Genomic DNA, 22,977 nt, shown 5'->3' with positions numbered 1-22,977 from the left:
CGGCCGGCATCGGTACCGTGCTAGCACACCATATCCCCCAAGGAGTCCCGCATGTTCTTTCGCAAGACTCGCACCCGCAGCACCCGGTGGCTGATTTCCATCGCCGCCCTTACCCTGACCGCGCTGGTCCTGGCGCCCGCCCAGGCCGCGGCCGGTCTTAACGTCGTCGCCACCACCTCCAGCCTCGGCGCCCTGGCCCGCGAAATTGGCGGCGACCAGGCCGAGGTCCGCGTACTCGCGCCACCGGACCGCGACGCCCACTATCTCGATGCCCGCCCCAGCTTCATGGCCGCCCTGCGCCGGGCCGACATGCTGCTGGAGCTGGGCGCCGGCCTGGAAGAGGGCTGGCTGCCGGCCGCGCAGCGGGGTGCCAGCAACCGTGCCATCAATTCCGGGCAGCCGGGGCACTTCCGCGCTGCGGACATGATCGAGCTGCGCCGCTCCATCACCATGGATGGCCCGAACATGGGGCACGTGCATGAAGAGGGGAACCCGCACTTCAACGCCGACCCGCGGCGCATGGCCGAACTCGCCCTCGCACTGGGCCAGCGCATGGGCGAACTGCGTCCGGACCATGCCGACAGCTTCATGGAGCGAGCGGAACGCACCGCCGACCGCCTGCGTACACACGCCGAGACGCTGGCCGAGCAGGTCGTGCCGGAGCAGCGCATCGTGGTCTACCACGAGGACCTCGACTATCTGGAAGAGTGGCTGCCGGTCGAGATCGTCGGCTATCTGGAACCGGCGCCGGGGATCCCGCCCACCGCGCGCCATCTGCGCAGCCTCGTGGATGATCTCGAAGGCACCGAGGGCACTGTCCTGTACGCCGAGTTCCAGCCGCCTCGCGGCGCCGAATTCCTCGAACGCAACCTGGGCTGGCCGAGCCATGCGGTCCCTCTGGATCCGCCGGCCGACTCCAGCCTGGATGGGTACCTGGACCTGATGACCACCTGGGCGCGAACGCTGCCCCAACGCTAACCCGGGGCGAAACATCTTCCTCACGATCGGGCCCGGAAAATGCTTTCCGGGCCCGATATCATTCAGGCCCCTCCAACGATTTCGAGTCCGCATGCCCCCTCAAACCGCGCTGCACGCAGAGGCCGCGCACCTCGGCTTTGATCGTCCGGTGCTGGGCCCGCTGTCCCTCGACGTACCCACGGGGGCCCGATGGGCCCTGACCGGCCCCAATGGCATCGGCAAGTCGCTGCTGCTGAAGGCCGTAACCGGCCAGGCTCGGGTCCACTCAGGCACCCTGCGGCTTGGCCCCGCGACGCGTGTCAGCCTGCTGGCGCAAGACCACCCCCGGCGGGACCCCTGGCCCTTGTGCGGTCACGACTGGTTCAGGGCGATGGGCGCCACCCCGCCCGATCAACCCCGGGTGCAGGCCTTGCTGGATCGTCGCCTCGACCGCCTGAGTGGCGGCCAGTGGCAGTTGCTGCGCCTGGCCGCGGCCCTGCACAGCAGCGCCCACCGGCCACCGGGGGAACGCCTAGTCCTTCTGGACGAGCCCGCCAACCACCTCGACGCCGAGGTGCGCGGCGATGCGGTCGACCTGATTACCTCCCTCCCGGCTGCTACGACACTGGTGATGACCAGCCACGACGACGAGTTCCTGCAGGCCGTCGGGGTCGAGAGCCATCCATTGACGGACTACCTCGATGCTCGGTGACCTGCTGTTCGAACCGTTTGTCTCCGGACTGCTGATCACAGGCGTCCTCGCCCTGGCCGGGGCCGGCCTGTTCCTGCGCGGGTCGGTCTGGCAGGCCCTGGCGCTCGGGCAGTGGGCCGCGGCCGGGGGCGTCCTGGCGTCGATCGTGCACTGGCCGGTACTGCCCGTGGCCCTGGCACTCGGTGCCGCAGTGATGGCCCTTTTGCAACGCAGCCCCGACCGCGAGCGCCTGCCGCTGGCCGTTTTTCTGGCCGGACTGGCGGCAGTGACATTGCTGGCCGCCAATTTCGCGCAGGCCAGCCTCGCCGCGGCCGCCTGGGCCGAGGGCCAGCTGTACTTCGCCGGACCGCGCGAACTATGGGCAGTGGTCGCGCTCGGGTTGGCCAGCCTCGTGTTCGCGCCCGGGCTGTACCACGTCTGGCGACACGCACAGCTCGCCCCCGACGTCCCCGGCACGCGCAGCCCGCGCACGTGGCTGCGCCTCACGGAGATCGCCTGGCTGGTGGCCGCAGTGGTGCTGGGCAGCATGGTGCTGGGCCTGCCCGCTGCCCTCGCCACGCTGCTCCTGCCCGCCTGGGGCGCCGCCTATCTCGCACGCAATCTGCGCGGATTATTCCTGTGGGCCCAGGCCCTGGCCCTCGCGGGCTTCCTGATCGCCTGGAGCGTCAGCCTGCCGCTGGATCAGCCGTTTGCGCCAGTACTCGTCCTGGTCAATGTCGGCCTCGCCCTGACGGCCCGACTGCTCGCAATGTCACGTCCCTGAACCGATCGAGAAGTCACCGCGGAGCAGAATCATGCCCCCGAAGCCAACCCCCCATGGTGCAACCCCATCCGGCGGGCCGAAGCGCCAGGGCACCCACTCGCCGATCTTCCAGGCGATCGAGAAGCTGCAGGGCGACCGACCCTGGGGAAGTGTGCTCGATGCCGGAACCGGACGCGCATCCATCGAGTGGATCTGTGCGCTGGAGACCGAGCGCTGGACCGCCGTCACGGCCTCGCAGGAGATGGCGAACACGGTGAAGAAGGCGGCAGGAAAAGACCGACGACGCGAAGATCGCATCCTCGTCGGCAACTGGATGTCGGACCAGCTGCTGTTCGGCGAGCGCTTCGACACCGTCCTGCTCGACTACTTCATCGGAGCAATCGAGGGCTTCTCGCCCTACTGGCAGGACCGCGCGCTGCATCGACTGCGGCCTCATGTGGGCGAGCGGCTGTATCTCGTCGGCGTGGAACCCTATGTACTGACCGAACCCAAGACCGAGTCTGACCGCATCGTGCGCGAAATCGGTCGCCTGCGGGATGCCTGCCTGCTGCTCGCGGGGAACCGCCCCTATCGCGAATACCCTTCGTCCTGGGTCATGCGCCATCTCGGAATCGCCGGCTTCCGGGTTCTGGATGTCCGCTATTTCCCGATTCACTACCGCGAGCGCTTCGTCAACGGCCAGCTCGACCTGTGCCTGCGCCAGCTGTCGCACTTCAATGACGATGGCCTGGCAAAGGCCATGCACCAGAAGATCGAGGCGCTGCGGGAAACCGCCCTGCCGCTGGCCCGAAGCAAGGAGGGCCTGCGGCACGGGGCGGATTACCTGATCACGGCCGAGCCGATGGCCGACCGGCATCGCAGCCTGCCCGACGCGGCAGGCACCTCTCAGTCAGTGCCGTCCGGGCCGTAGCACGGGCTACGCCATCGCCACCCCTGGGCCCGAGCAGGCCTCAGTCCGCTTGACAATGCACCGCAAGTGCGTATGATTCTCATTTAGATGCGCAGCCCGGACAGCTGTGTGTCGCCAGGACGAAAGGTGACTTCCTGCCTTCGGTCTCTCCAACCTCCGTAAGCATTGCCGCCGGATTGCGTATCCGGCGGCTTTTTTACGTGTCCACACGCTTGCCGAAGAACGACCTGGCAGATGCCTGACCAACCCCACCGCCTTGTGGCGGTCCACGCTCCAACTGGCTGCTTCAGCGTTCCGCTGACGGCAGACGCACGACCCGCGCCACGGCGTCGTGTGCATGCAGGCTCTCGCGGTGGCGAACCTGGATGCGATAGCCGCGGGCGGAGTACTCCGGGCGGAGGGTGCTGTCCAGGCGCCGTACGGCATCTTCGCAGAACATCAGGTTGCGGCCGTTGGCGAGCGCGAAGGCCTTCTCGTCGACGCGCTTTACCGCCGTTTGCAGGGCGGTGCCCAGCGCCTGTTCCACGCGATCAATCAGATCGGGCAGGGGCAGCGTCGATCCCAGCGGGTCCAGACCGACCGTGACGGTTGCCTCGCTTCGCTGGCTGTGGGGCGTCGCGACAATCCCCTCGGCCCGGCCCAGCCACTCGCGCACGGTTGCCGCATCCACGGCCGAGCGCGTGAAGTCGCGGTCGAACTGTTCCTGAATCGCCTGCCGCGCCAGGGCGGCGGAGCAGGGACAAGTGGAGGAATACCCCACCTGAACCTCCAGCTCCAGGGACACCGCCCCGGACTCGCTGCGTGCAGCGATCCGGAACGGGTAGCGCTTCCAGCCCGCAGCCGCACTGACCAGGGCCGGCCTTTCCAGCGGCAACTCCCCGGCCAGACGAACCTCGGCCACGCTGGACAGGCCATCGTGCGAAGCCAGAAACGCCTCGAGCACGCCCCACAGCCGCGCAACGTCCAGCTCGCGGGACTCCAGCTGTCGCAGGGCCCCGTAGATCCGTGACATATGGATACCGCGCGCGCCCGCGTCGTCGAGGCTCACCCCCGCGCTTGCCCGGGCGATCACTGGCTGGCCGGTCAGATACAGCGGAAGGGTGATGTCTTCCATACCCACCCAGTCGAGCGCGGAGGCGTGCGTAGCAGCCGACGCGGCAATATCCGGTAGCGGATCGGTCGCGGAGGTTTCCGTATCCGGCGAGGCCGGAGACACACAGGTAGAGGACATAAGACACCTTTTTGCAGGCGGGTCGACCCCATCACAGGACGGTGGCCGATCCGTGTTGTCGGGGCGCAATCGAAACGTTATGGTATAACATCCTGATCGCAACCGACGGAACCCCATGACCCGCGACGAACTGCTGGCCATGCCTGCCGCGGCCTACATGAACGAGGCCCAGCTCGCGTACTTCCGCGAGCGCCTGCTCGAAATGCGCGACGAGATCCTGGCTGACATGGAGGGCGCCCGGGACGGATTGCGCGACAACGAACGCACCCCGGACGAGCTCGACCGGGCAGCAATGGAGGAGTCGCGCCTCCTGTCGATGCGGGTGCAGGAGCGCGAAGGCCGCCTGCTGCGAAAGATCGATGCGGCCCTGCATCGCATCGAAACCGGCGATTACGGCTACTGCGAGGTGAGCGGCGAACCGATCGGTCTGCCCCGCCTGCTGGCCCGCCCGACGGCGACCCTCTGCATCGAGGTCAAGGAACGCCAGGAAAAGGCCGAACACGTGTTCGTGCGCTGAGCCTGCCCAACCCTTCCATCCGGGCACATTCCGACGCCCGGGCATCCCGATTCCCTGGAGGTACCATGAAACGTCTTCCCGTCACCGTCCTCTCCGGCTTTCTCGGCGCCGGCAAGACCACACTGCTGAACAACATCCTGCACAACCAGTCGGGGCTGCGCGTCGCGGTCATCGTCAACGACATGAGCGAGGTCAACATCGACAGCGCCCTGGTGCGCGGCGGCCAGGATGCCGTCACACGTACCGATGCCCGCATGGTCGAGATGACCAACGGCTGCATCTGCTGCACGCTGCGGGACGACCTGCTGGTGGAGGTGCGCCGCCTCGCCGAATCCGGGCAGTACGACTACCTGGTCATCGAATCCACCGGCATTTCCGAGCCCATGCCGGTCGCGGCCACCTTCGCCTTCCGCGACGAAGACGGCCAGTCCCTGGACGATGTCGCCCGCCTCGACACGATGGTCACGGTGGTGGATGCAGGTGCCCTGCTGCAGGACTACGCGTCCAGCGATTTTCTGGGCGACCGCGGCGAATCCCTGGGGGAGGAAGACGACCGTACCGTCGTTGACCTGCTGGTGGATCAGATCGAGTTCGCGGACGTCATTGTCCTGAACAAGGTGGATCGCCCGTCGCCGGAACAACTGGATACCGTCCGCAGCGTCGTGCGCGCCCTTAACCGGGACGCCAGAATCATCGAAACCACACACGGCCAGGTCGCGCCGGAGTCCCTGCTGGGCACCGGACGCTTCGACTTCGACCGCGCGTCCCAGGCCGCCGGCTGGGCCCAGGAGATGATGGGTGGCCACACCCCGGAGACCGAGGAATACGGCATCTCCAGCATCGTATACCGCGTCAATCGGCCATTTCATCCGGAACGCTTTTTTGCCCTGCTGCACGAGGAATGGCCTGGCATCATCCGCAGCAAGGGCTGGTTCTGGCTGGCCTCGCGCCCCGACTGGGCCGGCACATTGTCTCAGGCCGGCGGGGCGCTGACCCACCACGCTGCCGGGTTCTGGTGGGCTGCCGTATCCCCGGAGCAGCGCCCCACCCACGAAGACTGGTGGGAGACGGCGATCGCGCCGGTCTGGGATGACCGATTCGGGGACCGACGCCAGGAGATTGTACTGATCGGCATCCACATGGACGCGGATGCGATGCGCAAACGTCTCGACGCCTGCCTGCTCACCGACGACGAGATGCTGGAAGGCCCGGAACGCTGGCTGAGCTACGCGGATCCCTTCCCGGTCTGGCGCCTGGGGTCCGAGACCGCCGAACCCGAGGTGGATGCCCCGGAAACCCGAGAGTCCCGCCCGGACGTAACCGCATGAACACTGCGCGAACGTCGCACCCGGTCGAGCGCGCGCCGTCAAGGCACCGCTTCGTCGACCGCGCCGCCGAGCTCAAGGGCATTCACCGCCACGATGTGAACGCGCTGATCTGGCGCCGAAGCCTGGATCCGCAACTCCGGGACCAGGCCCGGGCGCTGCTCTCCCGCGGCCCCGGGATGATTCTGGACATCCACTGCCGACCGGACCAGGTGCGCGAACGGTTGCACGGCGCCATCGACCGGGCACCGTTCAGGATTCATCGTCTGGCATACGATCTGGAGCGCCTGGCGCACAACTTTGCCGTCGTCGCGCATGCGATCAGTGTCCGCCTCCAGCTCGAAGTGCTGGCCCACCAGCCATGCCCGCTGTTTCACGTGGACAACAACGTGCTGCGGATGGTCTGCAGCTACACCGGCCCCGGAACCGAATATGCAGACGACCGTTTCCTGAACCGCGACCGGCTCCGTTGCGGCGACAACGAGGGCGTTCTTGCAGGCCATCCGCCCTTGGCACTTGAGAGCGGATCCGTGATCCTCATGAAAGGCGAACGTTCACCTACGTGCGGGGGGCTTGGAGCCGTCCATCGCTCGCCGCCGGTTGCGGGAGATCAACAGCGCCTGCTCGTACGACTCGACCACCCCTGACCCGCAAGCCCGTCGGACCCGGGACGGATCTGCTGCGCGTCTGGCAGAGTCAGTCCGTCAGGCTCCCCCGAGGAGACACTGACGGCCCTCGGTCCTCTGCCCCGGGCAGGGCCGGAGAAAGCGGACCGGCCCACAAAATCCACCGATCTTCATGATCGCTCGCATTCAATGCTTGACTCGCGCCTCTCCCTCGACGACTATGAATGCGAATGGTTCTCATTTCTTAGGAGGCACAATGTTCACGCTCGACGCATGGCTGGAAAACCCCGACCCCTCGCTCCGGATCATCGACGAGCCGTCTTGCCGAATCGTGGCCGAATGGCGCGGCCAGGAACTCCGCGATCTGCTGGATACCGGGATCATCGCCCCCACCGATTGCTGCGGACCGCAGGCCCGCGACCAGGCCCACGAAACGATCCGCGAGCTCATCCTGGAGGCCTGCCTCGAAGGTATCACCGTCCAGCGCAGACCACCGGCGCCTCGGCCGGACATGCCCGCGTCCATGAAACGGCCTGCGGACGGCGACGACCGTCCCAACCGCAATCCCCATCCGGAAGGGGCATCTTGCGAGCCCGCCACCGCTCGCAGCCGCTCTCGACGAATGACCTGTGCTCAGGGCCCCGGAGCGGCGCAGCCGACGAAAAAAACCCGTGACATTGCCAAGGGGCAGGTTCTCCACGTAGCGTTCCGGAAATGTCCACCCCTGCATTGACTTCGTGAACCGCGCCGAGCGGATCTTCCATCTGCACCGCCTGCTCCAGGCGCGCCAGCCGCCGTCGCTGGCGCACCTGATGGAGGCGCTCGAGGTCTCGCGCGCGACCATCAAGCGCGACCTCGAGTACATGCGCGACTTCATGCAGGCACCGATCGAGTACGACGCGGAGGCCAACGGCTACCGCTACGCACAGGATGTGCCGGCCTTCGAGCTGCCGGGGCTGTGGTTCAACGAATCCGAATTGCTCGCGCTCCTGACCATGGAGCAGCTCCTGGAGGACGTACAGCCGGGCCTGCTGGCGCCCACCCTGGGGCCGCTGAAGGAGCGGATCCGCGAACTGCTCGCCAGCGGCGGGCACCAGCCGGACGCCGTGCGCCGCCGCATCCGCATCCAGCCGCTGGCGCAGCGTGGCAACCGCAGCGACGGCTTTCAGGCCGTGGCCGCCGCGACCCTGGACGAACAACCGATCGCGATCGAGTACCACGGCCGTGCCCGCGACTCCGCCACCCAACGCGTCGTGCACCCGCAGCGCCTGCTGTACTACCGCGACAACTGGTACCTGATCGCCTGGTGCGAGCAGGCCCGGGCCCTGCGCACCTTCGCGCTGGAACGCATCCGGTCCACCCGGGCGACCGACGGCCCCTACCACGACATCGACGAAGCGACTCTGGATGGCCACACCGGCGCGGCCTTCGGCATCTTCACCGGCCCCGCACAGGAATGGGCGGTGCTGCGCTTCACCCCGGAACACGCCCGCTGGGTCGCGGACGAGACCTGGCACCCGGACCAGACCGGCCACTTCGAGGGCGACCACTACCACCTGCGGGTGCCCTTCGGGGATCCCACCGAGCTGATCCAGGAGATCCTGCGCCACGGTCCCGGGGTCGAGGTCCTGGCCCCCGAAAGCCTGCGCACCCGTGTCGCCACCACGCTGCGCGAGGCCGCTGCGCAATACGCGGCTTCGTCCTGATGCTGCGCCGCTGGCTGGCCCGCCGCAAGGCCGCCACCGTCTCCGGCCGGCTGGAAGCGATCTGGATCGCCGATCGGGCCGGCACCCCCATGCACGATTGCGCCGCCGTGGAGGTTACCGAAGCGGGCCTGACCAGTGACCGCTACGCCACCGGGCAGGGCCACTGGCACACGGTGGAGTCCTGCCCCGTCACCCTGATCTGCAGCGCCGAGCTGGACCGCGCCACACGGCGGGCGCGGCGCCTGCGCCAGCCCGCGACCCCGACGCCCGGCGACCACCGCCGCAACCTCGTGGTCAGCGGCCTCCGGCGCAGCCCGCGCGCGGGAACCTTGCGCATCGGTGTTGTGCGTTTTGCCATCACACGGCCGCGCCCGCCCTGCGGCTGGCTCAACCAGGTGGTCGGCTACAACCTCGCCGGCGCCCTGCGCCAGGACAGCGGCATCTGCCTGCGGCCACTGGAGCCGGGCACCATCCGGCGGGGCGACCCCGTGCACTGGGAGGCCGCCCCGGGGCCCGCAAGACACGATTAGCCGGGGTGGCTCATTCTGTGAGCCACCCCCGGTGCTACAAAGGTCGCAACCCCCCAGATGGAGCGCGACCATGCAATCGAACACCCCCAACCGCCAGGCTCGCCGCACCCCCGTACTGCGCGGCTACTACGCCCAGCGCGGCCGCTACAACGCCACCGCCACCACCGAGGAACTGCTGCAGACCATCCCGCTGGCCGGCTACCGCCACCACGACGCCCCGAAGCTGTGGAATGCGTTGAAGCGCGGCCAGGCCCTGACCCTGCGCCGCGAGCGGCTGAACCCGCACGATGACAAGGCCGTTGCCATCGACTGGATCGACCACCAGCTCGGCTACCTGCCGCGCGAACAGAACCAGCTCGCCGCCGACCTCCTCGACCGCGACGAGCCCCTGGTCGCCCGCATCATCGCCAAGCGTGATCAGGCCGACCCCCACAACCGGCTCGAACTGGGCCTCTACCGCGCACGGCCGAGGACCGCGCCGGCCCACTAGGGAGACGCGGATCCTCCCCCGGGCGGGGCAAATCAAGCGACCCAGATGGTCTTGGCGTTCTGGAACTCGCGGATGCCGAGTTCGGAGAGTTCGCGGCCGTAGCCGGAGTCCTTCACGCCGCCGAACGGCAGGCGCGGGTCGCTCTTGACGATGCCGTTGACGAAGGCGCAACCGCATTCCAGCCGTCGGGCCAGCGCCTCGCCGCGGGTCGGGTCGGCGGTCCAGACGCTCCCGCCCAGGCCGAAGCGCGAGCGGTTGGCGAGCTCGATGGCATGGTCCGCGCCGCGCGCCCGGGTGACCGCTGCGACCGGGCCGAAGGTCTCCTCGTCGAAGGCCGGCATGCCGGGCTCCACCCCATCCAGCAGCGTGGGTGGGTAGAAATACCCGGCGCCCTCTCTCGGCTCGCCGCCCGCCACCAGGCGAGCGCCGGCCGCCACGCTGCGGGTCACCTGGTCGTGCAACTCGCTGCGCAGGTCATCGCGCGCCAGCGGGCCGATGTTCGTGCCTTCGTCCATCGGGTCGCCGATGACCAGGGCCTCGATGGCGGCCCGGAAGCGCTCGACGAAGGCCTCCGCGATGGCCTCCTCCACGATGAAGCGCTTGGCCGCGATGCAGGTCTCGCCGTTGTTCTGGAAGCGCCCGCGCACCGCCTGCTCGACTGTATGGTCAAGGTCCGCGTCGGCCAGCACCACAAAGGCATCCGACCCGCCCAGCTCCAGCACCGAGGATTTCAGCGCCTTGCCTGCAGCCGCCCCAACCGCGCGGCCGGCCCCCTCGGATCCGGTCAGGCTGACGCCCTGCACGCGGGTGTCGGTGATGATGCCTTCCACCGCGTCGGAGCCCACCGGCAGATTGCGGAACACGCCCTCGGGGAACCCGGCCGCCAGGAACACCCGCTCCAGGTGTTCGGCGCAGCCAGGCACGTTGGAGGCATGTTTGAGCAGTACGGTGTTGCCGGCCAGCGTGGCCGGGATCGCCTGGCGAAAGGCCTGCCAGTAGGGAAAATTCCAGGGCATCACCAGCAGCACGGTCCCCAGCGGCTGCCAGGCAATGAACGAGCGGCTCGCGTCCGAGGCGATCATGGTGTCCTGCAGGTAATCCGGGCCGTGTTCAGCGTAGTACTCGCAGGCGGCGGCACACTTGTCGACCTCGGCCCGCGCCTCGGCCAGGCGCTTGCCCATCTCCTGTGTGGCAGTGGTCGCCAGGGTCTCGCGTTCCTCGCGCAGCACGCCGGCCAGATCGCGCAGGCGCGCGGCGCGCTCCGTCACGGGGCGCGCCGCCCAGTCCGGCGCCGCGCTCGCGGCACGAGACAATGCGGCCTCCAGCGCTTCCTCGTTCATGCGCGGGTAGCGCGCGAGGGTCTCGCCGGTGGCAGGATTGATCGCAGTCAGTTCGGGCATATCGGTGCCTCGGCGTCAGGGCCCGAAATACGGGCTTGTTTGAACAATGCAGGTCACCCGAGTATAAGACGTCCCGCATTCGCTTTCGGAAGGACCTTGCCACCATGTCGATCGATTCGATTCGCAATGTCTGCCTGCTGGGCGGCACGGGCTTCGTCGGCCACCACATCATTCGCCGACTGATTGATCGCGGCCTGAAGGTCCGCGTGCTGTCCCGCCGTCCGCATCGCCACCGCGATCTCCTGGTCAACCCCGAGGTGGATCTGGTCGAAGGCAGCGCCCATGACCCCGCCACCCTGGAGCGCGTGTTCGCGGGGCAGGACGCGGTGATCAACCTGGTCGGCATCCTCAACGAGCGCGGGCACAGCGGCGCCGGTTTCCGCACCGCCCATACCGAGCTGACCGAGAAGGCCCTGGCGGCCGCCGAGGCCCAGGGCGTGCGCCGCTTCCTGCAGATGAGCGCGCTCAAGGCGGACATGGACGACGCCCCCAGCCACTACCTGCGCAGCAAAGGCGCGGCGGAACAGGCGGTATTCGCCAGCGAATCCCTGGCGGTCACGGTTTTTCGCCCGTCGGTGATCTTCGGCCCCGAGGACTCCTTCCTGAACCGCTTCGCGACTTTGCTGAAGTTCTCGCCGATGATGCCCCTGGCCCGCGCCCGGGCGCGTTTCGCCCCGGTGTATGTCGGCGATGTGGCCGAGCACTTCGTCGAGGCCCTCGACGACCCGGATACCTTCGGGCAGGGCTTTGAACTGTGCGGCCCGAAGACCTATACCCTGGCCGAGCTGGTGCGCTACGTCGGACGCGTCTCCGGTCACCGGCGCCCGGTGATCGGCCTGCCCGACTGGGCCGGCAAGCTGCAGGCCAGCGTGCTCGAATTCGTGCCCGGCAAACCGTTGTCGCGCGACAACTTCGCCTCGCTGACCATCGACTCGGTCTGCGACGGCGAGCAGCAACTGCCCTGCCCGACCCGGCTCGAATCCATTGCCCCCAGCTATCTGGGTGGCGGCGGCGCCGGGCGTGAGGCCCGCATGCAGCAACTGCGCACCCTCAACCGCGGATCGGGCCGCGGCTGACCCGGATCGCGAACCCGGGGCCGCCATGCAGACCTATCTCGTCGGCGGTGCGGTTCGCGACCGCCTGCTGGGACGCCCGTTCACGGAACGCGACTACGTCGTCGTCGGTGCCACGCCGGAGGCGATGGAGGCCACGGGCTTTCGCGCGGTCGGACGCGACTTCCCGGTCTTCCTGCACCCCGAGACCCACGAGGAATACGCGCTGGCGCGCACCGAGCGCAAGACCGCGCGCGGCTACCACGGCTTCCAGTTCAATGCCTCGCCCGAGGTCACCCTGGAGGACGACCTCGAACGCCGCGATCTCACCATCAACGCGATGGCCGAGGACACCGACGGCCGCCTGATCGACCCCTATGGCGGACGGGACGATCTGGAAGCCCGATGGCTGCGCCACGTTTCCCCGGCCTTTGCCGAAGATCCGGTACGTCTGCTGCGGGTGGCCCGGTTCGCCGCCCAGCTCGCGCCCTGGGGCTTCCAGGTGGCCCCCGACACGCTGACCCTGATGCGCGAGCTCGTCACCTCCGGCGAGGTCGACGCTTTGGTCCCCGAGCGCGTCTGGGCAGAATGCGAGAAGGCCCTGAAGAGCCCCGCACCGCGGCGCTTCCTCGAGGTACTGCGCGAGGCCGGGGCACTCGCCATCCTGTTCCCGGAGATCGAGCGGCTGTTCGGCGTACCCCAGCCCGAGCGCTACCATCCGGAGATCGACACCGGCGTGCATACGCTGATGGTCCTGGACCAGGCGACCCGCCTGTCCGACTCCCCGGAGGTGCGCTTCGCCGCACTGGTGCACGACCTCGGCAAGGGCACGACCGACCCCGACATCCTCCCCCGCCACCACGGCCACGAAGAGCGCGGCGTGGACCTGATCCGCGCCCTGGCCGAACGCCTGCGCATCCCCAATCGCTACCGCGACCTCGCGGTGCGCGTGGCGCGCTACCACGGCCTGGTCCATCGCGTGTTCGAACTGCGCCCGAAGACCGTAATGAAGCTGGTGGACGGACTGGACGCCCTGCGCCGCCCGGAGAACGTCGAGCCCTTCCTGCTCGCAGTGGAGGCGGATTTCCGCGGGCGCACCGGCTGGGAAGACAAGCCCTACCCGCAGGCCGATGCCGTACGCCGCGCGGTGGCCGCCGCGCAGGCCGTGCAACCGCAGGCCCTGATGGCCGAGGGCTACAAGGGCAAGGCCCTGGGCGAGGCATTGCAGCGCGAACGCATCCGCGCGATTGCGGAGGTCCTCGAGGAACACCCCGACGCGTAGGAGCCTGCTTGCAGGCGAAGCCCCTGCCCGCGTCCGACTTTGGCAGGGGCATTCGCCTGCAAGCAGGCTCCCACGGGGGCTCGGCCCCGTAGGAGGCCAGCCCTCTGGCCGATGGGATGTTGACCAGACCCCATCGGCCAGAGGGCTGGCCTCCTACTTGCCTGTTTCGGCGCGTGAACGTACTCTTTCGCGGCTGTTTAGCGTACAGAGGAAACCGCGATGGATTTCGCCAAGGCCCGGATCAACATGGTCGAGCAGCAGGTTCGCCCCTGGGACGTGCTCGATACGCGCGTGCTGGACGTGATGGAAACCCTGCCGCGTGAACGCTTCATGCCCGAGCCCTATCAGGCCCTGGCATATGCGGATTCCGAGATCCCGCTGGGGCACGGCGAAAACACCCTGCCGCCGGTGGTGGTCGGCCGGCTGCTGCAGGCCGTGTCGCCGCAGCCCACCGAGACGGTACTGGAGATCGGCACCGGTTCCGGTTACGTGACCGCCTGCCTGGCCCACCTCGCGGCCCGGGTCGACAGCATCGAGCGGATCGACGATCTGCGTCTCGCGGCGCGTAACCGCCTGACGGATCTGGGTCTCGATAACGCCCACCTGCGCACCGCCACGGTGACCCGTGACTGGACCCCGCCGCGCCCGCGTTACGACGCGATCATCCTCACTGGCGGCATGACCGAATACGACGACTTCCTCGAGCCCTACCTGACGCTCGGCGGCCGGCTATTCGTGGTCACTGGCGATGGCCCGATCATGGAGGCCCAGCTGATCACCCGGACCACCGAAGACGACTGCCGCCACGAGGGCCTGTTCGAGACCCGCGTGAAGCCGCTGGTCGGCTTCGAACCGAAGCCCGCGTTCGAATTCTGAGCCGGTCGCCTGCGCCCCGGCACGGGGCGCGCGCCGGAGGCCCCATGCCGGAACATGCTCTGATAGGATAGGCGTTTCCTAATATCCTCCGGAGTCGCGTCCATGAACCGTCTGCCGTCGCTTCTCGCCGCCGCCGGGCTGGCCCTGGTGATCTCGGCCCCCGCCACCGCCTCCAGCCTGATGGAGGTCTACGAGCGCGCGGCCGCGGAAGACGCCGAACTGCGCACCGCCGAGGCGGAGTACCGCAGCGTGCTGGAGAACCGGCCGCTCGCGCGCTCTGCCCTGCTGCCGCAGATCTCCGGGCAGGCCGAGGCCGGCGCGTTCTACCGCGACGGCCGCAATGAACCGAGCATTGATGGGCGCGAGACCAGCTTCGGCGTCAATCTGGCCCAAAGCCTCTACGACCGCCGCAACTACATCGAGCTGGCGCAGGTGGATCTCGAGATCGCCCGCGCCGAGGCCGAACTGGATGCCGCCCGCCAGGACCTGATCCTGCGCGTGGCCCAGGCCTACTTCGACGTGCTCATCGCACAGGAAACCCTGGCCTTCCGCGAGGCCGAGGTCGAGGCGATCGAGCGCCAGCTGGAACAGACCCAGCGCCGCTTCGATGTCGGCCTGGTCGCCCGTACCGACGTCACCGAAGCCCAGGCCCAGCGCGACATCGCCGAGGCCGAGCGCATCGCCGCCGCGAACCAGCTGGACCTGACCCGGGAGCAGCTCGCGGTGATCACCAACACCTACTGGGACGAGCTGGACATGCTGCGCGACGAGGCCGAGCTGACCCCGCCAGACCCGGCCGATCCGCAGGCCTGGGTGGACATCGCGCTTGCCAACAACCTGGAACTGGCCGCCCAGCGCCTGAGCACGGAAACCGCCCGCGAACAGATCCAGCGCCAGCGCGCCGAGGGCCTGCCGCGGCTCAACCTGAACGCCTCGGTGCGCGAGAACCGCTACCACGGCCTGGATGTACCAGCTGATGCCAGAGGCGCCTTCTTCGAGGGCACCGACGCCCAGGTCGGCGTGCAACTGGAGATCCCGCTCTACACCGGCGGGCGCGTCAGCGCCCTGACCCGCCAGGCCCGCGAGGACTTCCAGGCCGCGCAGGAAGGCCAGTCGCTGGTGGAGCGCCGCACCACCCAGGACACCCGCAGCGCCTACCTGTCGGTGATCTCCAACAACTCGCGGGTGCGCGCGCTGGAGCAGGCGCTGGTTTCGACCCAGTCCGCATTCGAGGCGGCCGAGGCCGGCTTCGAGGTCGGCACCCGCACCCAGGTGGATGTCCTGCTCGCCCTGCGCGAGGTCTTCCGCGCCGAGCGCGACTACGCCGAGGCCCGCTACGGCTTCCTCGGCGAATCGCTGCGCCTGCAGCGCGCCGCCGGTCGCCTGAGCGTGGCCGACCTCGAGGCCATCGACGACCTGCTGGAGTAATGCCCACCTCCGCCACGCATAACCCACGGGCCCGCTGCGAGCGGGCACGCTCGCGCCTGGTCCTGATCGACCTGCAGGAACGCCTGCTGGCCGCGATGCCCGAGGCGGCCCGTGCCGAGGTCGAGCGCAATGCCGCGCGCCTGATCGAGGCGGCGCGCAAGCTCGGCATCCCGATCGAGGTTTCGCGCCAGTATCCCAAAGGCCTCGGCGAGGTCACCGCCCCCCTGCAGCAGGCGCTGGACGGCAAGGGCGCGGTCACCGACAAGACGGCCTTCTCCTGCTGCGCCGAACCCGACCTGCACACCCGCCTGACCCGCGGCGACCAGATCATCCTGACCGGCGCGGAGACCCACATCTGCGTGACCCAGACGGCACTGGAACTGCTGGAGGCGGGCGTGACCGTGTTCGTGGTCGAGGACGGAGTCTGCTCGCGCGATACCGGGCGCAAGCGCAACGGACTGGAGCGCCTGCGCGCCGCCGGCGCCATCATCACCAATCACGAATCGGTGCTGTTCGAATGGCTGCGCGACGCGGCCGATCCGCAGTTCCGCGAACTGAGCCAGTTGATCCGCTAATCACGAACCGGGAGACACGCAGGGATGCGCATGCTTGGAAACATTTTGCTGGGCTTGTGGTTGATCCTGTTCGGCCTGCGCGGTCTGCTGGGGCTGCAGTTCCAGTACGACCACTACGTCATCAGTGGCCTGGCGGTGATCGCCGGTATCCTGTTCATCCTGCGTCGATAAAACCAACATCATGCGCCTGACCCCCGACGAGTACCGCAATCAGGACCACCGCCGCATCACCCTGCTGGGGATGTCCGGTGTCGGCAAGACACGCCTGTCCAACATGCTGCGGCGCGAGGACTGGTTCCACTACTCCGGCGACTACCGGATCGGCACGCGCTACCTGAGCGAACCGATCCTGGACAACATCAAGGCCCAGGCGATGGCGGTGCCATTCCTGCGCGATCTGCTGCGCTCGGACTCGATCCAGATCATCAACAACATCACGGTGGACAACCTGCACCCGGTGGCGAGCTTCCTCGGCAAGCTCGGCAACCCGGAGCTGGGCGGGCTGCCGCTGACCGAGTTCAAGCGCCGCCAGACCCTGCACCACGAGGCCGAGGTGCAGGCCATGCTCGACGTGCCCGACTTCATCAGCAAGTCCCAGACGCTGTTCGGCTATCCGCACTTCGTCAACGATGCCGGCGGCTCGGTCTGCGAGCTGGACAGCCCCGGCGTGCTGGAGACCCTCGCGGAGCACACGCTGATCCTCTACATCAAGGCGACCGACGAGGACGAGCGCCAGCTGATCGAGCGCGCCGAGAGCGATCCCAAGCCGCTGTACTACCGCGAGGCCTTCCTCGACCAGCAGCTGGCCGAATACATGCGCGACGAGGGGCTGGACTACGTCGCCCAGATCGACCCCGACGCGTTTGTGCGCTGGGTCTTCTCGCGGCTGTTCCGTGCCCGCCTGCCACGTTACGAGGCGATCGCCGAGAGTCACGGCTACACCATCAGCACCACGGAACTGGCGCGGGTGCGCAACGCGGCCGACTTCGACGACCTGGTCTGCATGGCCCTGGAGCGGGAGGCGCGTCTGTAATGCCACTTGTCGCCTACTCCGACCTGCCCACCTTTGCCCGCCTGAAAAGCGAGGGCGAGACCGTACTGCCCAGCGACTTCGCCCAGCAGCAGGAGATCCGCGCCCTGCATATCGGGCTGCTGAACATGATGCCGGACGCCGCCCTCGCGGCCACCGAGCGCCAGTTCTTTCGCCTGATCGGCGAGAGCAACCAGATCGCGCAGTTCTATATCCACCCGTTCACCCTGCCGCAACTCAAGCGCGGGCCGAAGGGGCGCGACCACGTCAAGCAGTACTACGAATCCTTCGAGGACCTGAAGAAGGAGGGCCTCGACGCGCTGATCATCACCGGCGCCAACGTGACCCAGCCGGACCTGGCCCTGGAACCCTTCTGGGAACCGCTGGCCGAGGTGGTCGACTGGGCCTGGGAGAACGTAACCTCCACGCTGTGCTCCTGCCTGGCGACCCACGCCGTGCTGCAGGCGCGCTACGGCGAGCACCGCCGGCACATGGGCGAGAAGCTGTGGGGCGTATTCCCGCATCGCGTGGTGGACCGCGGGCATCCGCTGGTCACTGGCGTGAACACCCGTTTCGACGTGCCGCACTCGCGCTACAACGATGTCTCGCGCGAACAGTTCGAGCGTCACGGCCTGCGCGTGCTGGTGGAGAGTGACCAGTCCGGGATCCATCTGGGGGCCTCGCCCGACGGCTTTCGCATGGTCTTCTTCCAGGGCCACCCGGAATACGACTCGATCAGCCTGCTCAAGGAATACAAACGCGAGGTGGTGCGCTACATCCAGGGCGAACGCGACGCCTACCCGCCGCTGCCAGAGAACTATCTGATGCCGCAGGCCGCCGCTATCCTCGACGAGCACCGCGAGCACGTGGAGGCCGCCCTGGAACACTGCACCGAGATCCCGGCCCTGCCCGAGGCGCTGTTGCTGGACCGCCTCGACAACACCTGGCACGACACCGCGCTGGCGGTGATCAATAACTGGCTGGGCAACGTCTATCAGCTGACCAACCTCGACCGGCGCAAGCCGTTCCGCGACAGCGTCGACCCGAGCGACCCGCTGGCCGGGCGCCGGTAGCGCGTCGCACCCGCCCCTGTCATTGCGAGGTGCCGCAGGCACCGTGGCAATCTGCCTTCCGGCACCACCGGATCCCGCCGCCCTGCCAGCATCTGGAGGTTGCCACGTCGCCTTCGGCTCCTCGCAATGACGGGACAACGCAACGGAAAGACCTCATGACCGTCAACGACCTGGACAAGCTTCCGCGCCCGATTATCGGACTGTACGAAACCATTGCCGGCGACGAGGACGCGCGCGTCTGCAAGGACATCCCCGAAAACGCCTGCCGCGCCCAGCCGGTCAATTTCTTTGTCCACCTGGTTGCCAACACCCTGAGCAAGATTGGCGACGAGCTCGCTTCGGCCCGGCTGGTGCTGGCCTGGCTGCTCGGCGCCCTGGGCGCCCCGGCTGCCTTCGCCGGCTTCCTGGTGCCGATCCGCGAATCCGGCTCGCTGCTACCGCAACTGTTCGTTGCCGCCTCCATTCGCCGCCGGGCGATCCGCAAGGGCTTCTGGGTGCTGGGCAGTGTCCTGTCCGGCCTGGCCGTCGCCGGCATGGCTGTCGTCGCCCTGACCCTGGAGGGCGCCGCCGCCGGCTGGGCCATCCTCGGGCTCCTGATCGTCTTTGCCCTGTCGCGGGGGATCAACTCGGTGGCTTCCAAGGATGTGCTCGGCAAGACCATCGCCAAGCACCAGCGCGGAACCGTGATGGGTTATGCCGCCTCCCTCGCCGGCTTCTTCACCCTGGGCCTGGGTATCTACCTGACGCTGGCGAACCTCGAAGAGGCCGGCATCGGGGTCTTCGTCGCCCTGCTGGCCGCCTCGGCCGGGGCCTGGTGGGTGGCCGCCGCGACCTTTACCCGGCTGCGCGAGGACCCGGGCTCCACCGAGGGCGGCGGCAACGCGGTGACCGAGGCCATCCGCTCCATGCGCCTGCTGTTGACCGACCGCGCCTTTGGCCACTTCGTGCTGACCCGCGCCCTGCTGATGAGCACCGCGCTGGCCCTGCCCTTCTACGTCCTTCTCGCGGAGGACGCCACCGCCGGCGATCTCGGAACCCTGGGGCTGCTGATCCTGGCCAGCGGCCTGGCCTCGGCGGTCAGCGCCCCGGTCTGGGGGCGCCTGTCCGACCGCTCGGCGCGCTGGGTGCTGATCCTGTCTGGCCTTCTGGCCGCCGGGCTTGGCATTGCGGTCGCGGTGGGCGTCTGGTTCGTGCCGGTGGATACCGACCACGCACTGGTCCCCGGCGGCTGGCTCTATGCGGCGTTGTTCTTCCTGCTCGGGGTCAGTCATGCCGGTGTGCGCCTGGGGCGCAAGACGTATCTGGTGGATATGGCCACGCAGGAGACCCGGGCCGCGTTCACCGCGGTCAGCAACACGGTCATTGGTGCCCTGCTGCTGGTCGGCGGGCTGTTCGGGCTGCTGGCGCAGCTGGCGGGCACCGAGGTGGCGATCTTCGTCCTCGCGCTGATGAGTCTGGCCGGCGCCGCCAGCGCCTGGCTCATGGGCGAGGCCTGACACGCGCCCCTCTCTCGCCCTCGCCCCCAGCGAGACAGGCTTTGCGCTCTCGGTTTTACGTGCCTCCGTCCGGCCGCCTGCCTCGTGGTGGCTGGTCCTGGTTCGGCCTCGGGTGTTCACGGTGCCTTCGGTCCACATACTGCCCGGCGCTGACTCGCCAGCGCGCCGCGAGGTCCTTTCTTGCTTGCCCAAGAAAGGACCCAAAGAAGGGCACCCGGATTTCGCCCGGGAACCTTGCTCCAGGGGCCTCGGGCCGGCGGCGCTGAACTCGCTACGCTGCGCTTCGCTCAGACATCCAGCGCCCCGAATTTATAGAAAACGGGCCGGCCCGAGAACCCTTCCGCAAGGGGCTCCATACGGGAGGCGAAGGTCAAAACCGAACGCATCCCCATGTTTGCGCCTAACCATAGGCAACGCCGCTCGAAAGCCCCTGGCGCCCGCCCTGCGGGCGCGGCACGCAACGGCCGAGGGCCGAGCGTGCCCAAGATGTCCGAAAAGTTAGCCATCCTCCCCTGGCACGACCGTCGGGACGGCTGTTGTCTTGACCTTGAATCCCCCATTGTCGTCGCGCCGAGTGGAGAGGGTTTTCGCGGGGAAAAAGGCGCTGGATGTCTGAGCGGAGCCGAAGGCGCAGCGAGTTCAGCGCCGCCCGCGAAAACCCTCGGAGCGAGGGAAACCCCGGCCCGCACAGCGGGCCGGGGTCGCGGCAGTCGGGCGTGTTTCTTGGGTACTTCTTTGCACGAGCAAAGAAGCCCGTTTTTGATCAACAACGGGCGCGGCGCGCTGGCGAGTCAGCGCCGGGCAGTATGCGGACCGGAGCCACCGTAAACACCAGAGGACGAACCAGGCCTAGCCAAAAATCGGCAGGCGACCGGCCGGAGCCACCGTAAACACCGAACGACGAACCAGGGCCAGCCACATCATGGCACGCGGCCGGACGCAACCACCCGCACGCCCCAGCACGCCAAGGTGATAGGCTTGGCGCCCGCTACAACACTCGCTCGCGACCGGAACTCGAATGGCACTGCTCACCCTGCGCAACATCCACCTGGCCTACGGCATGGCCGCCCTGCTCGACGGCATCAACCTGAGCCTGGAACCCGGCGAGCGCGTCGCCATCGCCGGGCGCAACGGAGAGGGCAAATCCACCCTGCTCAAGGTGCTCAACGGCGAGGCGCAGGCGGATTCGGGCGAGATCACCTGCCAGGACGGCCTCACCACCGCCTACCTGACCCAGGAGTTGCCCCCGGGCATTGAAGGGACGGTGTTCGATGTCGTGGCCGAGGGCCTGGGCGAGGCCGGGCGCCTGCTGGAGCGCTTCCACCACCTGAGCCAGGCCGCGGCCGGCGGCGACATGGGTGCCCTGGAGAAGATGGGGCCAGTGCAGTCGCAGCTCGACGCCATCGATGGCTGGAGCCTGCAGAACCGGGTGGAGACCACCATCTCCCGCCTGAGCCTGGACCCCGAGGCGGAGTTCGCCGCGCTGTCCGGCGGACTCAAGCGCCGGGTCTGGCTGGCACGCGAGCTGGTGCAGCGCCCGCAGCTGCTGCTGCTCGACGAACCGACCAACCATCTCGACGTGGCCGCGATCCGCTGGCTGGAAGAGTTCCTGCTCGAGAGCGGCCTGACCGTGGTCTTCATCAGCCATGACCGCCAGTTCATGGAGAGTGTAGCCACCCGCATCCTGGAGCTGGACCGCGGGCAGCTGTATGAACATCCGCCGTCGATCGAGGAATTCCGCCGCCGTCAGGCCGAACGCCTGGAGACCGAGGCCACCCAGCGCGCGGAGTTCGACCGCAAGCTGGCGCAGGAGGAGGCCTGGGTGCGCCAGGGCATCAAGGCACGGCGTACCCGCAACGAGGGGCGCGTGCGGGCACTGCAGGCCCTGCGCAAGAAGCGCGCCGAGCGCCGCGAACGCAGCGGCCAGGTCAAGATGAAGCTGAGCCCGGAACAGCGTTCGGGCCGGCTGGTGATCGAGGCGGAACACGCCGATTTCGGCTACGAAAAACCCATCGTCAGGGACGTGAACCTGCTGCTGCAACGCGGCGATGCCCTGGGCATCGTCGGACCCAACGGCGCGGGCAAGACGACCCTGCTGCGCGGCCTGCTCGGACAGATGGAGCCGCTGGCCGGTCACGTGAAGCTGGGCACCCAGCTGGAGATCGCGTACTTCGACCAGGCGCGCGCGCACCTCGACGAGGACACCACGGTGCAGGACGCGGTCGGCGAGGGGCGCGACCGGGTGATGGTCAATGGCGAGAGCCGGCACATTTTGTCCTACCTGGAAGACTTCCTGTTCCCGCCATCACGTTCCCGCCAGCCGGTGTCGGCGCTGTCCGGGGGCGAGCGCAATCGCCTGCTGCTGGCCAAGCTGTTCCTGCGCCCGGCAAATCTGCTGGTGCTCGACGAACCCACCAACGACCTCGATGTGGAGACCCTGGAGCTGCTGGAACAGCTCCTGATCGAGTACACCGGGACGGTGATCGTGGTCAGCCACGACCGCTCGTTTCTGGACAATGTCGCGACCTCGACCCTGGTCCTGCCGGGCGACGGATCGGTGGAAGAGTTCGTGGGTGGCTGGTCCGACCTGCCCGAACGTGTCACGCGGCGGCTGCTGGAGGGCGAAACCGCGGCCGCCGCCCGCCCCGGCGCCCCGGAGCCGCGGGCCGAGCCCGCTCCCGAACCATCGCCGCAGACATCGGAAAACGCTACGGCGACCCCGCGCAAGCTGTCCTACAAGGATGCGCGCGAACTGGAGGCCCTCCCGGCCCGGATCGAGGCCCTGGAAACCGAGCAACAGGAACTGACCACGGCGATGACCGATCCCGAGGCCCTGCGCGACGGCGAACGTATGCGCGACCTGCAGGCGCGGCTCGAGACCGTGGAGGCCGAGCTGGCCCACTGCTTCGAGCGCTGGGAGCAGCTGGAATCCGGTTGAGCGTCGGCGCGTCTACACTCGGGTTTCCGGCCACCCCTCAACTCTGCCGGGGGTCTGCCG

The 22,977-nt window shown here is 68.3% G+C and carries 24 protein-coding genes; 21 read left to right on the top strand and 3 right to left on the bottom strand.

Annotated features, from left to right (window positions below; all coding sequences use genetic code 11):
• Positions 1-51: 51 nt before the first annotated feature.
• From C996_RS0106760 to C996_RS0106745, 4 genes are all read left to right on the top strand, one after another.
• Entirely contained in the window at positions 52-978 is a 927-nt protein-coding gene (locus tag C996_RS0106760) for a metal ABC transporter substrate-binding protein (RefSeq protein ID WP_018866694.1), read from the top strand.
• Between the two features lie 91 nt (positions 979-1,069).
• Positions 1,070-1,669 carry an ATP-binding cassette domain-containing protein gene (locus C996_RS0106755; RefSeq protein WP_018866693.1) on the top strand — a complete coding sequence of 200 codons (600 nt, stop codon included), beginning with the start codon at positions 1,070-1,072 and terminating at the stop codon, positions 1,667-1,669.
• Positions 1,659-2,432 carry a metal ABC transporter permease gene (locus C996_RS0106750; RefSeq protein WP_018866692.1) on the top strand — a complete coding sequence of 258 codons (774 nt, stop codon included), beginning with the start codon at positions 1,659-1,661 and terminating at the stop codon, positions 2,430-2,432. The genes C996_RS0106755 and C996_RS0106750 overlap by 11 nt, the downstream gene beginning before the upstream one ends.
• Positions 2,433-2,463: 31 nt before the next feature.
• Positions 2,464-3,342, top strand: a complete 879-nt coding sequence (locus C996_RS0106745; RefSeq protein WP_018866691.1) for a class I SAM-dependent methyltransferase — start codon at positions 2,464-2,466, stop codon at positions 3,340-3,342.
• A 286-nt stretch (positions 3,343-3,628) separates the two neighbouring features.
• On the opposite strand, the gene folE2 is transcribed toward C996_RS0106745, so the two are convergent.
• Positions 3,629-4,573, bottom strand: a complete 945-nt coding sequence (folE2, locus tag C996_RS0106740) for a GTP cyclohydrolase FolE2 (protein ID WP_081623684.1) — start codon at positions 4,571-4,573, stop codon at positions 3,629-3,631.
• A gap of 115 nt (positions 4,574-4,688) precedes the next feature.
• On the opposite strand from folE2, the gene dksA reads away from it, so the two are divergent.
• The 7 genes from dksA (at position 4,689) to C996_RS0106705 (ending at position 9,767) form a co-directional block, all read left to right on the top strand.
• Positions 4,689-5,090 (top strand): RNA polymerase-binding protein DksA, encoded by a 402-nt coding sequence (gene dksA / locus C996_RS0106735; protein ID WP_017940914.1) that lies wholly within the window; start codon positions 4,689-4,691, stop codon positions 5,088-5,090.
• Positions 5,091-5,155: 65 nt separating this feature from the next.
• On the top strand, positions 5,156-6,418 hold the full coding sequence (gene zigA, locus C996_RS0106730; RefSeq protein WP_018866689.1) for a zinc metallochaperone GTPase ZigA: 1,263 nt from the start codon (positions 5,156-5,158) through the stop codon (positions 6,416-6,418).
• Positions 6,415-7,062 (top strand): DUF1826 domain-containing protein, encoded by a 648-nt coding sequence (locus tag C996_RS14190; RefSeq protein WP_018876873.1) that lies wholly within the window; start codon positions 6,415-6,417, stop codon positions 7,060-7,062. The genes zigA and C996_RS14190 overlap by 4 nt, the downstream gene beginning before the upstream one ends.
• Positions 7,063-7,297: 235 nt before the next feature.
• On the top strand, positions 7,298-7,774 hold the full coding sequence (locus tag C996_RS14185) for a hypothetical protein (protein WP_081619386.1): 477 nt from the start codon (positions 7,298-7,300) through the stop codon (positions 7,772-7,774).
• Positions 7,775-7,778: 4 nt separating this feature from the next.
• Positions 7,779-8,747, top strand: coding sequence for a YafY family protein (locus C996_RS0106715; protein ID WP_018866686.1), 969 nt, complete (start codon positions 7,779-7,781; stop codon positions 8,745-8,747).
• Complete coding sequence (locus C996_RS0106710; RefSeq protein WP_018866685.1) at positions 8,747-9,277, top strand: MOSC domain-containing protein; 531 nt, start codon at positions 8,747-8,749, stop codon at positions 9,275-9,277. Before C996_RS0106715 ends, C996_RS0106710 begins: the two co-directional genes overlap by 1 nt.
• 70 nt (positions 9,278-9,347) lie before the next feature.
• Positions 9,348-9,767 carry an HIRAN domain-containing protein gene (locus tag C996_RS0106705; protein WP_018866684.1) on the top strand — a complete coding sequence of 140 codons (420 nt, stop codon included), beginning with the start codon at positions 9,348-9,350 and terminating at the stop codon, positions 9,765-9,767.
• A gap of 32 nt (positions 9,768-9,799) precedes the next feature.
• Here the strand turns inward: C996_RS0106705 and C996_RS0106700 are convergent, their stop codons facing one another.
• Entirely contained in the window at positions 9,800-11,167 is a 1,368-nt protein-coding gene (locus C996_RS0106700; RefSeq protein ID WP_018866683.1) for an NAD-dependent succinate-semialdehyde dehydrogenase, read from the bottom strand.
• Positions 11,168-11,271: 104 nt separating this feature from the next.
• Between C996_RS0106700 and C996_RS0106695 the strand changes: the two genes are divergently transcribed.
• The 9 genes from C996_RS0106695 (at position 11,272) to C996_RS0106655 (ending at position 19,979) form a co-directional block, all read left to right on the top strand.
• Positions 11,272-12,243: a complex I NDUFA9 subunit family protein gene (locus C996_RS0106695; RefSeq protein ID WP_018866682.1), complete on the top strand. Its 972-nt coding sequence runs from the start codon at positions 11,272-11,274 to the stop codon at positions 12,241-12,243.
• 25 nt (positions 12,244-12,268) lie between these two features.
• Complete coding sequence (locus tag C996_RS0106690) at positions 12,269-13,501, top strand: multifunctional CCA addition/repair protein (protein WP_018866681.1); 1,233 nt, start codon at positions 12,269-12,271, stop codon at positions 13,499-13,501.
• A 219-nt stretch (positions 13,502-13,720) separates the two neighbouring features.
• Entirely contained in the window at positions 13,721-14,377 is a 657-nt protein-coding gene (locus tag C996_RS0106685; protein ID WP_018866680.1) for a protein-L-isoaspartate O-methyltransferase, read from the top strand.
• A gap of 102 nt (positions 14,378-14,479) precedes the next feature.
• The gene (locus tag C996_RS0106680) at positions 14,480-15,805 is read left to right on the top strand and encodes a TolC family outer membrane protein (protein WP_018866679.1); all 1,326 of its coding nucleotides are present in this window, start codon (positions 14,480-14,482) and stop codon (positions 15,803-15,805) included.
• Positions 15,805-16,380 carry an isochorismatase family protein gene (locus C996_RS0106675; RefSeq protein ID WP_018866678.1) on the top strand — a complete coding sequence of 192 codons (576 nt, stop codon included), beginning with the start codon at positions 15,805-15,807 and terminating at the stop codon, positions 16,378-16,380. The genes C996_RS0106680 and C996_RS0106675 overlap by 1 nt, the downstream gene beginning before the upstream one ends.
• Before the next feature lie 30 nt (positions 16,381-16,410).
• A complete protein-coding gene (locus C996_RS14655; RefSeq protein WP_019625837.1) occupies positions 16,411-16,551 on the top strand; it encodes a hypothetical protein in 141 nt (46 codons plus the stop codon).
• 10 nt (positions 16,552-16,561) lie between these two features.
• Complete coding sequence (locus C996_RS0106665) at positions 16,562-17,413, top strand: hypothetical protein (protein ID WP_018866677.1); 852 nt, start codon at positions 16,562-16,564, stop codon at positions 17,411-17,413.
• Complete coding sequence (locus C996_RS0106660) at positions 17,413-18,483, top strand: homoserine O-succinyltransferase (RefSeq protein WP_018866676.1); 1,071 nt, start codon at positions 17,413-17,415, stop codon at positions 18,481-18,483. Before C996_RS0106665 ends, C996_RS0106660 begins: the two co-directional genes overlap by 1 nt.
• 155 nt (positions 18,484-18,638) lie before the next feature.
• Positions 18,639-19,979 (top strand): MFS transporter, encoded by a 1,341-nt coding sequence (locus C996_RS0106655; protein ID WP_018866675.1) that lies wholly within the window; start codon positions 18,639-18,641, stop codon positions 19,977-19,979.
• Between the two features lie 287 nt (positions 19,980-20,266).
• Here the strand turns inward: C996_RS0106655 and C996_RS14770 are convergent, their stop codons facing one another.
• Positions 20,267-20,485: a hypothetical protein gene (locus tag C996_RS14770; protein ID WP_081623683.1), complete on the bottom strand. Its 219-nt coding sequence runs from the start codon at positions 20,483-20,485 to the stop codon at positions 20,267-20,269.
• A 512-nt stretch (positions 20,486-20,997) separates the two neighbouring features.
• Between C996_RS14770 and C996_RS0106650 the strand changes: the two genes are divergently transcribed.
• Entirely contained in the window at positions 20,998-22,917 is a 1,920-nt protein-coding gene (locus C996_RS0106650; RefSeq protein ID WP_018866674.1) for an ATP-binding cassette domain-containing protein, read from the top strand.
• Positions 22,918-22,977: the final 60 nt, after the last annotated feature.

Origin of the sequence: Thioalkalivibrio sp. ALE25 (genome assembly GCF_000377285.1) — a bacterium.
Taxonomy (GTDB): domain Bacteria; phylum Pseudomonadota; class Gammaproteobacteria; order Ectothiorhodospirales; family Ectothiorhodospiraceae; genus Thioalkalivibrio.
The sequence above is the reverse complement of the archived record's forward strand: the minus strand, read 5'-3'. Positions and strand labels throughout refer to the sequence as shown.